This is a genomic window from Streptomyces sp. NPDC046985, assembly GCF_040644415.1.
GTDB lineage: Bacteria > Actinomycetota > Actinomycetes > Streptomycetales > Streptomycetaceae > Streptomyces.
Genome location: NZ_JBEYWK010000015.1, coordinates 97,429 through 109,794, shown reverse-complemented (window position 1 = coordinate 109,794; position 12,366 = coordinate 97,429). Strand labels below are relative to the sequence as shown.

The 12,366-nt window shown below is 74.6% G+C and carries 12 protein-coding genes; 5 read left to right on the top strand and 7 right to left on the bottom strand.

The window, feature by feature from the left end:
* Positions 1-307: 307 nt before the first annotated feature.
* Positions 308-667 (bottom strand): VOC family protein, encoded by a 360-nt coding sequence (locus tag ABZ861_RS20475; RefSeq protein ID WP_361632008.1) that lies wholly within the window; start codon positions 665-667, stop codon positions 308-310.
* A gap of 236 nt (positions 668-903) precedes the next feature.
* On the bottom strand, positions 904-2,190 hold the full coding sequence (locus ABZ861_RS20470) for an ROK family transcriptional regulator (RefSeq protein ID WP_361632006.1): 1,287 nt from the start codon (positions 2,188-2,190) through the stop codon (positions 904-906).
* Positions 2,191-2,455: 265 nt separating this feature from the next.
* Between ABZ861_RS20470 and ABZ861_RS20465 the strand changes: the two genes are divergently transcribed.
* The 3 genes from ABZ861_RS20465 (at position 2,456) to ABZ861_RS20455 (ending at position 5,861) form a co-directional block, all read left to right on the top strand.
* Positions 2,456-2,950 carry an FBP domain-containing protein gene (locus ABZ861_RS20465; RefSeq protein WP_361632004.1) on the top strand — a complete coding sequence of 165 codons (495 nt, stop codon included), beginning with the start codon at positions 2,456-2,458 and terminating at the stop codon, positions 2,948-2,950.
* A 105-nt stretch (positions 2,951-3,055) separates the two neighbouring features.
* Positions 3,056-4,309, top strand: a complete 1,254-nt coding sequence (locus ABZ861_RS20460; protein ID WP_361632002.1) for an aromatic acid exporter family protein — start codon at positions 3,056-3,058, stop codon at positions 4,307-4,309.
* Between the two features lie 376 nt (positions 4,310-4,685).
* A complete protein-coding gene (locus ABZ861_RS20455) occupies positions 4,686-5,861 on the top strand; it encodes a lactonase family protein (protein ID WP_361632193.1) in 1,176 nt (391 codons plus the stop codon).
* On the opposite strand, the gene ABZ861_RS20450 is transcribed toward ABZ861_RS20455, so the two are convergent.
* The 4 genes from ABZ861_RS20450 to ABZ861_RS20435 form a co-directional block, all read right to left on the bottom strand.
* Positions 5,829-6,554, bottom strand: a complete 726-nt coding sequence (locus ABZ861_RS20450) for a DUF2470 domain-containing protein (RefSeq protein ID WP_361632000.1) — start codon at positions 6,552-6,554, stop codon at positions 5,829-5,831. The genes ABZ861_RS20455 and ABZ861_RS20450 overlap by 33 nt on opposite strands.
* 236 nt (positions 6,555-6,790) lie before the next feature.
* Positions 6,791-7,630, bottom strand: a complete 840-nt coding sequence (locus ABZ861_RS20445; protein WP_361631998.1) for an alpha/beta hydrolase — start codon at positions 7,628-7,630, stop codon at positions 6,791-6,793.
* Between the two features lie 280 nt (positions 7,631-7,910).
* Positions 7,911-9,212, bottom strand: a complete 1,302-nt coding sequence (locus ABZ861_RS20440; protein ID WP_361631996.1) for an alpha/beta fold hydrolase — start codon at positions 9,210-9,212, stop codon at positions 7,911-7,913.
* Positions 9,209-9,346, bottom strand: coding sequence for a hypothetical protein (locus ABZ861_RS20435; RefSeq protein WP_361631994.1), 138 nt, complete (start codon positions 9,344-9,346; stop codon positions 9,209-9,211). The genes ABZ861_RS20440 and ABZ861_RS20435 overlap by 4 nt, the downstream gene beginning before the upstream one ends.
* A 231-nt stretch (positions 9,347-9,577) precedes the next feature.
* Between ABZ861_RS20435 and ABZ861_RS20430 the strand changes: the two genes are divergently transcribed.
* Together ABZ861_RS20430 and ABZ861_RS20425 are read left to right on the top strand one after the other, a co-directional pair.
* Positions 9,578-10,258: an LUD domain-containing protein gene (locus tag ABZ861_RS20430; RefSeq protein ID WP_361631992.1), complete on the top strand. Its 681-nt coding sequence runs from the start codon at positions 9,578-9,580 to the stop codon at positions 10,256-10,258.
* Between the two features lie 4 nt (positions 10,259-10,262).
* Positions 10,263-11,417 (top strand): ATP-binding cassette domain-containing protein, encoded by a 1,155-nt coding sequence (locus ABZ861_RS20425; RefSeq protein WP_361631990.1) that lies wholly within the window; start codon positions 10,263-10,265, stop codon positions 11,415-11,417.
* 36 nt (positions 11,418-11,453) lie between these two features.
* On the opposite strand, the gene ABZ861_RS20420 is transcribed toward ABZ861_RS20425, so the two are convergent.
* Positions 11,454-12,362: an ABC transporter substrate-binding protein gene (locus ABZ861_RS20420; protein ID WP_361632191.1), complete on the bottom strand. Its 909-nt coding sequence runs from the start codon at positions 12,360-12,362 to the stop codon at positions 11,454-11,456.
* Positions 12,363-12,366: the final 4 nt, after the last annotated feature.

Genomic DNA, 12,366 nt, shown 5'->3' with positions numbered 1-12,366 from the left:
GACCAGGGGAGCAGGGGCCGAAACCGCTCGACCGGATCACCACAGACACGCCCCCCGTATGCGGTGCCTGCCTGCCTGTATCGCTGCGTCGCTGCTCGTTTCTGCGGGAGGAAGAGAGCGTGCGGTGCTGTTGGTCCGTAAGTCGGTGATCAGCGGCGTATCCGGAACGCTCTACCGCGTCAGCGACGACATGAAGCGCTGGATTCCGTCCGAGCAAGACGCCTATTCCAGCGCTCAGACAGCAAAACGCCCCGTGCGGCCAAGTGCCGTGCGGGGCTCTGTCGTTGGCGCTGACGTGCGCGTATCCTCAGAACTGGTAGTCAGGAGTGTTGGGGTCGGCCAGGACGTGCCAGCTTTCGGCGCCAGTCTGACCCACGTCGACGGGCTCCGCGCCGAGGGCGAGCAGCCGCTTCAACTCGGCGTCCTGGTCGCGGTCGGTGGGGTTGACGTCGATGTGCAGTCGGAGCTTTCCGGCCCGTGGGTCGCTGCTGGGGCTCAGGACGAGGACGGGCTGCGGACCGCCGAAGCCCACGCCGGGCGGCCCGATCTCGATGCTTCCGTCGCTCGACCGGCCGAGTTCGACGTAGCCCAAGACCTCGCTCCAGAACGCGGCCAGCCGCTCGGGGTCGGCGGCGTCGATGACCAGCTCACTGATGCGGCATGCCATGGCCGTCAGTGTACGGAGACGATCTAGGCGTCGTGCGTCTGCCGGAGATCTGGCCGGAGAAACTCGCCATCGGCCGGAGGCCGCCGTCAGCGGCGGCCCGTAGGGCGACACGCCAGGCGCTCCCCTCGCCGGGCGATCGGGGCGGAAGCGCGGCGGTCGGTTACGCGCCGCCGCAGCGCTCGCTCCCCCGCCGCCCACTCCCCTGGAGCTCAGGCCGCCGCCCAATCCCCCGGCGCTCAGGACCGGCGTTCCTCCAAAGCGGTGCGCCAGGCTGGGATCTGGGCCGTCAGCTCCGGCTCGGCCCGGCGGCCGCCGCGGGTGAAGAAGTCGGCGAGCGGCAGGATGGCGGCGCCGACGGTGACCGCGTCCGGTCCCAGACGGCCCAGTTCGACGGTCACCTTCTCGGCCGGGTGCCGCAGCGCGTACGCCGTGGCGTGGCGGCGGACCGCCGGGAGGAAACGGGCGCCGAGCTGGAGCCCGGCCCAGCCGCCGATCAGGATCCGCTCGGGCTGGAAGAGGTTGATCAGGTCCGAGAGCCCCGCGCCGAGGTACTCCGCCGTCTCCTCGAGGACGGCCAGCGCGACGGGGTCGGCGGCAGCGCCCTCGGGCGGGTAGGCGGCGGCCAGCATGGCGGTCAGCGCGGTCTCCTCGTCGGCCCCGCCCGGCGGCCGGCCGCCCTCCTCGCGCCAGCGGGCCAGCAGCGACTCCGCCCCGGCGTACGCCTCCAGGCAGCCGAGGGCCCCGCAGCGGCAGCGGCGCCCCCGCACCCGCACGGTCAGGTGCCCCCACTCGACCGCCCGGCCGCGCTCCACCTCGGGCGTGACCAGACACGCGCCGACGCCCGAGCCGAAGAGGACCACCACCGCGTTGCCCGCGCCCCGCCCCGCGCCGAACCACATCTCGGCCTGGCCCAGCGTCTTGGCGCCGTTGTCGATGAAGTACGGCACGCTCTGCGGCAGCGCCGAGCCGCCGCGGAGCAGGGACTCCAACGGCACCGCGTCCCAGCCGATCGTCTGGCCGTGCACGACGGCGCCCCGGTCGGGGGTGTGCTCGACGATGCCGGGGACGCCGATGCCGACGCCGAGCAGCCGCTCGGGAGCGAGCGCGGCGGCGGCCAGCACCTCGGCGACGCCGTCCCGGATGTGACCGGTGATCACCTCGACGTCATAGCGCTGGGCCGCCAAGGGGCGCTCGGTGCGCGCCAGTTCGGTGAGGGTGAGGTCGAACAGCTCCACGCGCACCCGGGTCTCGCCGACGTCCACGCCGATCATGTAGCCGCTGTCCGGGGCCACGCGCAGCAGGGTGCGCGGGCGGCCGCCGTCGGAGTCGACGCTGCCCGCCTCCTCGACCAGGCCGTCCGCGAGCAGCTCCGCGACGACGTTGCTGATCGAACCGGAGCTGAGCCCGGTCGCCGGGCCCAGTTCGAAGCGGCTGAGGGGGCCGTCGAAGTACAGCCGCTGAAGGACGGCCGTGCGGTTGGCCCGCCTGAGATCACGTACCGTGCGCCCGTTCCGCCCCGCCATGTGGCTCCCTTGTCCGAACCCCAGCCCGACCTGCAACATACCGTCGCCCGTCGGTCGGACGCGACACCCTGCCTCCACTTAGTACACGAATTAATTTAAGACGTGCGGTTGACGGCGACCCAGGCTCCGCGCGCCGGGCAGCGCATGTCCGCCCACGGGAAATCGAGTGGATCCCGTCACCCAAGCTGCCTATCTTAGGCTTGAGACTAATAGCTTTAGGCAGTCACTCGGCCCCCGTGCCGCCCTCATCCCCCAGGAGCCGACCATGAGACCGCTGACCGAGCAGGACGTCCGCGCCTCCTTCGTCAACTGCTCGAAGGGCGAGGCCAAGCGCCTGGCCGTGCCGCGCGACCTCGGTGAGCGGCCCTGGGACGACCTGGACTTCCTGGGGTGGCGGGATCCGGGCGCGCCCGACCGCAGTTACCTGGTCGCCGAGCGGGCCGGCCGCCTCGTGGGCGTCGCCCTGCGCTTCCCGTCCTCACGGCGCGGTCTCCAGCACCGCAGCATGTGCTCGCTGTGCCTGACCGTCCACCGCGGCGGCGGGGTCTCCCTGATGACCGCGCGCAAGGCGGGCGCGGCGGGCCGCGAGGGCAACTCGGTCGGCGTGTACATGTGCACAGACCTGGCCTGCTCCCTGTACCTGCGCGGCAGGAAGGTCCCCGACTCCGGTTCCCGCATGGAGGAGAGCCTGAGCGTGGAGGAGCAGATCGTCCGGGCGACCGGCAATCTGGCCTCCTTCCTCGACGCCCTGGGCGCGTGACCCGGCGCGACCCGGCGTGACCCGCTGCGCCCCGCTGCGACCTGCACCGCCGCTCTCCGGAGCGACCATGTTCGATGCGTCCGCGAACGGGGAACAGCGCAAAGAATGCGAGATGTACGTGCGTGGCCGCCGCTCCTCCTGCGCGTCGCGCGGTGGCACCAGGACCCCGCGGTCGTCCAGGCGCTGCGGTCGACGGTCGCGGCGACGATCGCCTATGTGATCGCGAAATGGCTGAGCCCCGAGCCCGCGCCGCTGACCGCCCCCCTGACGGCTCTGCTCGTCGTCCAGGTCACCCTCTTCGCGACGCTGCGCACCAGCATCCGCAGGGTGAACGCCGTGGTGGCCGGCGTGATCGTGGCCATCGCCTTCTCGCTCCTGGTCGGGCTGACCTGGTGGAGCCTGGGACTCGTCATCCTCGCCGGGCTGGCGGTCGGCCATCTGGTGCGGGTGCACGAGTTCGTGGCCGAGGTGGCGATCAGCGCGATGCTGGTGCTGGGGGTCACCAGCGTCGGCAGCACGGCCTGGGCGCGGATCGTGGAGACGCTGATCGGCGCCGTGGTCGGCATGGGCTGCAACACGCTGCTCGCTCCCCCGGTGTGGACCGAGCAGGCGGGTGAGTCGATCGAGGGACTCGCGCGCCGGATGCGGCAGTTGATGCTGCACATGGGCGACGAGGTGACCGGCGGCACGCTCATGGTGGAGGCCGCCGCCCGGCTGCACGAGGCGCGGCGCCTGGACCACGACGTCGCCGACGTGGACGCGGCCCTGCGGCGGGCGGAGGACAGCCTGCGGCTGAACCCGCGGGTCCGCGAGGGGCTGCTGCACCGGGTGGTGCTGCGCACCGGGCTCGACACGCTGGAGATCTCCACGGTGGTGCTGCGGGTGCTCGCGCGCACCTTCACCGACCTCGCCAAGGCGCGGGAGCCGGAGCCGCTGTTCTCCCCGCAGAGCGGCCCGCTGGTGGAGCAACTGCTCAGCGAGATCTCCGACGCCGTGGTGAGCTACGCGGTGCTGGTGACCACGGATGTGCGACTGAGCGCGGAGTCGGCCGAGTCCCGGCTCGCCGCCGAGCTGCGGCAGGCGGCGGCCACCCGCGACAAGCTCGCGCAGCTTCTGCTGGAGGAGGTGCAGCAGGACGCGGGGCACTGGCAGTTGCAGGGCGCGATGCTGACCGAGGTGAACCGCATCCTGGACGAGATGGACATCGAGCACCGCTCGCAGCGGCTCCTGGAGGCGCTGGACCAGCACGCCCGCGCGCAGCGGGCCCGAAGGTCCCGGCTGACCAGGTTCGGCGACCGGCTGGGCGCCCCGGTGAGACTGCGGCGCAACCGGGAGGAGGCGGCGCGGCGCTCCGTGTGACGGACCGCCGTAAGAGGGACCGCCGTGCGCGAGGGACCGCGGCGCGAGGACCGCCGTGCGCGAGGGACCGCGGCGCGAAGGGCCACCGTACGAAGGAGCGCCGTGCGCGAGGGAATGGCGGGCGAGGGACCGCCGTACAAGGCAGCCGCGCGCGAAGGACCGCCGTGCGAAGGACCGTAGCGTAAGGGAGGAGGGAGGAGCGGCGTGCGGCAGAGCGGCGCTTGCCCTCGGGCGGCGGGCCAGGCCAAGGTGGCGGGACGACCGGGACAGTCGACGATCTGGGATGTGGGCGGGCATGGAGCGTGGGGCGCGAGCAGCGCGACGGGAGTCTTCCCCGCTCAGCCGGGGCGGGGCGGGCTGGAGCCGGCGCCGGTTTCTGGGGGCGGTGACCGGCGCGGCGGCGGTGGCGGCGCTCCCCGCGCCCGCGGCGCCGCGGCGCGCGGCGGGGTCCGGCGCCCGGACGACGGCGGCTCCGACGCCGCGGGCCGTAGCGGGCGGACGCGAGACCGCGCCCGCGCGGACCGCCGCGCGCCCGCTCTACCTGGGCACCTACACCTCCGTGGCGGGCGGCGGCACGGGCATCGGCCTGGCGGAGTACGACCCGGTCTCAGGGGCCGTGACCGCACGGGGCGTCCTCGGCGGCGTCGCCGACCCGTCCTATCTGGCCGTGCACCCGGACGGCCGCACCCTGTACGCGGTCGACGAGCGCCAGGACGGGGGCGTGACCGCCGTGCGACTGGCCGACCGCACGGTGCTGGGGACCAGGACGGCGGGCGGCGCGGGCCCGTGCCATCTGTCGGTGCATCCCAGCGGACGCTGGCTGCTCAGCGCCGACTACCAGTCCGGCAGCGTGGCCGTGCACCCGATCGACGACTCCGGCGCGCTCGGCGAGCACACCGACGTGGTGACCCACTCCGCGCCGCCGCCCGGCCCCGGCCAGCGGGGCCCGCACGCGCACCAGTGCGTGACCAGCCCCGACGGCGGGCACGTGCTGGCCGTCGACCTGGGCACCGACACCGTCTACACCTACCGCCTCGACACCCGCGCCGGGCGGCTCACCGAGGTCTCCCAGGCGCACACCCGGCCCGGCGCCGGCCCGCGCCACCTGACCTTCCACCCGGGCGGCCGGTACGCCTACCTCGCCAACGAGGTCGACGACTCCGTGGCGGTCTGCGCCTACGATCCGCCGACCGGGAGGCTGAGCGTCGGCAAGGAACAGTCAACAGGAGCGGGCGGAGGCGTCAACTATCCGGCGCAGTTCCTCGTCACGGCCGACGGCCGGTTCGCCTATCTGGCCAACCGGGGCCGCGACACCGTCGCCCGGTACGCCGTCGAGGCGGACGGCGCCCGTCTGCGGCTGCTGGACGCCGTGCCCGTGGCGGGCGACTTCCCTCGGCAGATCGCGTTCTCGCCGGACGGCGGCCTGCTGTTCGCGGCGAACCAGAAGTCCGGCACGGTCAGCGTCTTCCACGTGGACCGGGCCACGGGCGGCCTGCGGCTCGCGGGAGAGCCGTTCCGCTCACCGGTCGCCGTCTGCGCGCTGCCGCTGTAGGGGCCGCGGGCAGGCGGCGTCACTCGCCTGGACGAGCAGGACGTGCACGCGTTCGGCCAGGTCGCCGACGTCGTCGGCGGGTGCGTGGAAGGGCAGGCGCACGTCGCCGTGGGTGCGGGCGCGCTCCACGCGCAGGGTGAGTCCGTGCCGGTCCACGGCGAGCGGCTGGACGCGCACCGCGCCGTGCAGGCTGTCGGAGGCGACGAGCCGGGTGAGCCGCTGCACCGCGTCGGAGTGGGCGGCCGCGAGATGCGTGAGCAACTGGGCCTCCGCCGCGGCCAGCGGGTCGGGCGCCGCCGCGGCGAAGTCGTCGGCGCCGACCACGAGGGCGCCGGACGGCTCGCGCAGCACCACGCGCGTCGGATGGAACACCAGCGGGTCGCCCGCGTCGGTGAAGCGTCCGGAGAGCCACAGCCGGGCGCGGATGCGCTGGCGGACCGGGACGGGCGCGACGTCGGCGAACTCCAGCACGGCGGGCAGCTCGCCGCGCGGCGCGCAGAGGGCGGCGGCGCCCAGCGCGCTGTCCTCGGGCACGCGCAGCAGTACCCGCCCGTCCCCGGCGACCGTGTGCACGCCGACGAACTCCTCCCGGCCGCCCTGCGCGCTCACCGCGCAGGACCACGCGGCCGCGAGCACCGACCGGGCCCGCTGCGCCGCCGAGGGCGCCGCCGCCCACGTCTGGCTGTCACCCATCCTGATCTCCTTTATTAGGTAAGCCTCACCTAACTTACCGAAGATCAAGCCGCAGGCCAACCAGGCGCCCCGGCGCGCGCCTGCGCCTGCGCCTAGAGCACACGGCCCCCTCCCCCGTGCCCTTGAGTCGGGCGCCGATCCCGATCCGCTCGCCGCCGGTCCTTCCCGCGCCCTTTGCCGCTCCCGCCGCCCGGCACGTACGCGCCGGGCGGGCGCGTCAGCGCGGGAACGCCGCGTCAGCGCAGGAACGCCGCGACGGCCGCGACGAACCGGTCGGGGTCGTCGAGCCACGGGTAGTGCCCCGCGCCGGGCTGGACGACCAGCTCGGCCCGGGGGAACAGCGCGGCGAGCTCGGCCATGGCGGGCGGCGGCGAGTTGAGGTCCGCCTCTCCGGCCAGCACCAGGACGGGTGCGGAGAGCTGGGCGAGCGCGGCGCGGGCGGCCTCCGGGTCGTAGGCGCCGTCGGCGGCGTAGCCGGCGGTGGCCTCGGGGTTCTTCTGCTCGGCGTCCGCGGCGTCCAGGGCCCGTGCGGCGTCGTCCCAGCGGCCGTGCAGGAAGGGGGCGATCAGCTCCCACTGCCCGTCGGCCGCCCGGCCCGCCACGATGTCCCGCAGGGCCGCGTAGGCCGCCGGGAACCACGGCTCGTCCTGGCGCAGCCGTGCCGTCGCCAGCCGGGCGTCCGCGGTGACGGAGATGCCGACGGCGGCGACGCTGGGCGTGATCAGGGCGAGCTTGCCGATCCGCTCCGGGTGCCGGCTCGCGTACAGCACCGCCAGGTTCGCCCCGGCGCAGTGCGCCAGCAGGTCCATGCGCTCCAGCCCCAGGTGCTCGCGCAGCGCCTCGACGTCGTCGACGAGCCGGTCGCACCGGTAGGTCGCGGGGTCCTGCGGCGCCTCGGAGTCTCCGCTGCCCCGCAGGTCCGGCTTCACCAGCCGCCAGTGCGCGGCCAGGCCGCCGAGGTCGGCGAGGTAGGCCGAGGCGCGCGCGGGGCCGCCCGGCAGACAGACCAGCGGCGAGCCGTCTCCGCTCACATGGTGGACGAGACGTGTTCCGTCGTACGCGGAGAAGACCGGCATGACCGGGAGCCTCGCAGGGGCGATGCGGGGCGGCAACCGGATTTCGGCCCGTGCGGGGCTGGGGCGTGTGGCGAAAGTCCCGTCTGCCCGGCGGCGTCTGGCACGCACGCGCGCCGCGTTGTCGGGATCGCCCCGATACGCCAGTGTCGGGGCGACCCTCCGCCTTGCGATCGCACGCACCAGACGCCGCCGGGCCCGCCCTGCGGGCGGACGACGCTACTTTCGCAACACGCCCTAGTTGAGCGTCGGTCGGCGCCGTTTCAGCGGGGCGCGCCCCGTCTCACGCCTCGCCGCGGACCAGGGCGAGCAGCCGGTCCAGGACGCGGGGGCCGCCGACCCGCACGCCGTCGTGCTCGAACTCGTCGGTCACCCAGGTGCGCAGCCCGCGGACGGCACGGGCCGTGTGCAGGGCGTGGGCGGTGTCGACGTACATGTCGTCGTGGTAGACGGCCGCGGCGACCGGGACCTCGTTGACGGCGAGACGGGCGGGGTCGTAGAGGCGTGTCCAGTCGGTGCGGGCGGCGAGCAGGTCGGCGGTCTCGCGCAGCGGGCGCAGCGCCGGGTCGCAGGCGAACGTCCACGGGTGCACCGTCTCGCCGGTGAACAGCACCGGCCCGTCGCCCTTCAGCGCCTCGGCCGCGTCGAACTGCTCGAACTCCCCGCGAACCCGCTCGGCCGACCAGGCGGTGGGACGGCTGTCCTGGGCGTAGATCACCTCGTGCACGAGGGCGTACAGGGGGTGGCCGGCGTACGACAGCAGGCCCTGGACGGCCTCCTGGAAGGCGTCGGACAGCTCCTTCCCGCGCGGCGTGCGGACGAAGGCGTGCTCCAGGAGGAAGTGCAGCCGGTGGCTGCCGTCGCCCGCGCCGAGCATCCGGCCGAGGGACTGGAACGCCTCCGCGGTCAGCCGGTGGCCGTCGGGGAGGACGACCTCGTGGGCGAGGAGGTGGTCGGCTATGCGGCGGGCCCGTTCGACGTCCTGCGGGTAGCGGGCGTAGTGGGCGGCGTTCTTGCGCTCGATGCGCGGATACGCGGCCCGGTAGACGTCGTCGGCGTGGGCGTCGAGCGAGGGCAGTCCGCCGGTGATCAGGGCGGCGGCCAGGCCCTCGGGGTGGGTGGAGAGGTAGTTCATCGCGCAGAAGCCGCCGAAGCTCTGGCCGAGGACGGTCCACGGGGCGCCGCCGGTCAGCTCGGGGCGGACGGCCTCGCAGTCGCGGACGATGGAGTCGGCGCGGAAGCGCGTGAGGTAGTCGGCCTGGGCGGCCGCGTCGCCGCGCAGCGGCAGCGTCTGGCGGTTGGCCGGGGTGGAGTGGCCCGTGCCGCGCTGGTCGAGGAGCAGCACCCGGTACTCCCGCAGGGCGCGGCCGAGCCAGGCGTCCTGTCCGACGAAGCGGTCCGCCCCGAAGCCCGGACCGCCCTGGAGGTAGACCAGCCACGGCAGCTCGCGGTCCGCCTGGTCGACGGCGACTGCTTCCCGCGCGTACAGCTCGATCGTCTCCCCGGACGGGTCGTCGTGGTCGAGCGGCACGGTGAAGGAGCGGTCGGTGAGGACGACGCCGGGCTGACGGTAGCTGACGGTCATCGGATCTCCTGGGACGGCGGGGCGGCGGGGTCGGCAAGGATGACGGGCGTGGCGGGCTCGGCGGGGTCGGCATGGATGGCGGGGGTGGCGGGCTCGGCGGGGATGACGGGCGTGGCGGTGATCCAGTACAGCACAGGCCGGTCAGCCGCCGGACGGCGCGGATCAGGGCGTCCGCCGCCCGGTGCGGGGCGGTGTCCGACCGCCCCGGACCTGCGCGGCGCCCGACCGCCGCACCGCGCCCGCGCACCTTCCCGCCGGTCCCCGCGCCGACTACTGCTGTGGCGGGAACGGCGAGCCGGTGGGCCTGAGCCCTTCCGCGACTGGTGGCGGCGTACCCGGGGCGAGCGCGCGGAGGGGGACGCGACATGAGCGGCAGGGATCGGATCCTGGGCCGGGTGCGGCGCGCGCTGGCGGACGTGCCGGCCGACGACACGCCGTACGAACAGGCCGTCTCCCGCGCCTACGCGCAGCGGCACGACGACCTCGGGCCCGAGCGGACCGCGGATCTGCTCGCCGAGAACCTGGCCGACTACCGCGCCCTCGTGCACCGTTGCGAGGCCGCGGGGCTGCCCGCGCTGATCGCCCGGCTGCTCGCGGAGCGGGGCGCGCGGAGCGTGCTGGTCCCGCCCGGTCTGGAGGAGAGCTGGCTCGCGCGGAGCCGCCGGACGCTGCCGGACACGGTCTGGGTCGCGGACCGCGCCGACAGCACGCCGTACGCACTCGACCGCGTCGACAGCGTCGTCACCGGCTGCGCGGTGGCCGTCGCCGAGACCGGCACGATCGTCCTCGACGGCGCCCCCGACCAGGGCCGCCGCCGGATCACCCTGGTGCCCGACCACCACATCTGCGTCGTGCGGGTCCCGGACCAGGTGGTCTCCTCCGTCCCGCAGGCGCTCGCACGTCTCTCCCCGGCCCGCCCGCTGACCTGGATCTCCGGGCCGTCCGCGACCAGCGACATCGAGCTGGAGCGGGTGGAGGGGGTGCACGGGCCGCGCACCCTGGAGGTCGTGCTGAGGAGCGCCGGGCGAGCGGCGCCTTTAGCGTGAGGGCATGATCCGGTTCGAGCAGGTCACCAAGCGCTACGCGGACGGGACCACGGCCGTGGACGGGCTCAGTCTCGAGGTGGCCGAGGGGGAGCTGGTCACCCTGGTCGGGCCGTCCGGCTGCGGCAAGACCACCACGATGCTGATGGTGAACCGGCTCATCGAGCCCACCTCCGGGCGGGTCTGCGTGGCCGGGGAGGACGTCGCCGGGGTGGACCCGGTACGGCTGCGCCGCCGGATCGGCTACGTCATCCAGCAGGTCGGACTCTTCCCGCACCGCACGGTCCTCGACAACACCGCGACCGTGCCGGCGTTGCTCGGCTGGAAGCGGGCGAGGGCGCGGGCGCGCGCCGCGGAGCTGCTGGACCTGGTGGGTCTGGACCCCGGGGTCTACGGGCCGCGTTATCCCGAGCAGTTGTCGGGCGGTCAGCGCCAGCGGGTCGGGGTGGCGCGGGCGCTCGCGGCCGACCCGCCGGTGCTGCTGATGGACGAGCCGTTCGGGGCCGTCGACCCGGTGGCGCGCGAACAGTTGCAGGACGAGTTCCTGCGCATGCAGGCCGCCGTGCGCAAGACGGTGCTGCTGGTCACGCACGACATCGAGGAGGCGGTGCGGCTCGGCGACCGCATCGCCGTGTACGGGCAGGGCCGCATCGAGCAGTTCGACACGCCGGGAGCGGTGCTCGGCGCCCCGGCGACCCCGTACGTCGCCGGGTTCGTGGGCGCCGACCGGGGTCTGAAACGGCTGTCGGTCACCGTGATCGAGCCCGACGACCTGGAGCAGCCGCCCGTGGTGCGGCTGGACGAGTCCGCCGAGCGGGCGGCGGCGCGGCTGCGGGCGGAGGGCGCCCGCTGGGCAGTGATCCTGGACGCGTCGGGCGACCTGCACGGCTGGGTCGCTCTGGACGCGCTGTCCTCGGGCGGCGCGGTCGGCGATCTGGCCCACCGGATGCGGGCGTGGGTTCCGGTGGGCGCGCCGATGAAGCAGGCGTTCGGGGTGATGCTCCAGCATGACGCCGGCTGGGTGGCCGTGCTGGACGGCGCCCGTTTCCTGGGCGTGCTGACCCCGGCCAAGCTGCACGAGGCGCTGCGGCGCTCGGTGGACGCGGACGCGCTCGGCGTGCCGCGCGGTCAGGTCCGCTTCGACTCGGTGGCGGACGCCTGAGCCGGTGCGCGGCGGAGGCGAGGACGGGCCGGGGACCTACTTCAGCAGGCCCTTGTCGCGCAGGTAGCGGCGGGCCACGTCGGACGGCAGCCGGCGCCAGGCGTCGACCTGCTGGTTCAGGGAGGCCAGGTCGGCGGTGGTGAGGACGGCGCTGAGCCGGTCGAGCACCTTGGCGACCCGGGGGCCGCCCGCCCGCGCCCGGTTGACGACGGGGACGACGTAGTCGGCGTTCTGCAGACGGCGGTCGTCGGTGAGCAGGACCAGGCCGAAGGCGTCGAGGGTGGCGTCCGTCGTGGTGGTCAGCGCCATCTGGTCGCGGCCGCTGCTCACGGCCTGCTTCGCCTGAGCAGTGCCGACGCCCTTGGGGTCGACGCCGGTGACGTCGATGCCGTAGACCTTCCTGAGCCCCGGCGCGCAGTAGGGCCGCCGTACGCACTCGTCACCGGCCGCGAGGCGGACCTTCAGCCCGGAGGCGCCGAGGTCGCTGAGGGTCTTCAGGCGGTGCCGGCGGGCGTAGGACCGGCTCACCGCGAAGGCGTTCTGGTCGACGGCCCGCCCGGGGTCGAGGACGCTCAGGCCGCGGGGCGCGGCGAGGCGGCGCAGCGCGGCCATGGTGGCCCGCAGGTCGGGTGAGCCGGCCGGGGGCGCGTCGGCGCCGTGGGCCCTGGCGTTGAGCCAGTCGGCGAAGGTGGCCGCGTACTCCGGGACGACGTCGATCTGCCCGGATTCCAGGGCCGGTTCGTACAGTTCCCGGTTGGCGACGGTGATCAGGGAGGTCCGGAATCCGGCCTGGTCGAGCAGCAGCGCGTACATCTGGGCGAGCAGGTCGCTTTCGGTGAACCCGGCGGAGCCGATGACCAGGTGGCGGCTGTCGCCGGGGGACGCGGTGACCTGGCCGCGGTTCTCCAGGGAGGGGCCGGTGGCGCAGGCGGTGAGCGAGGACATGCCC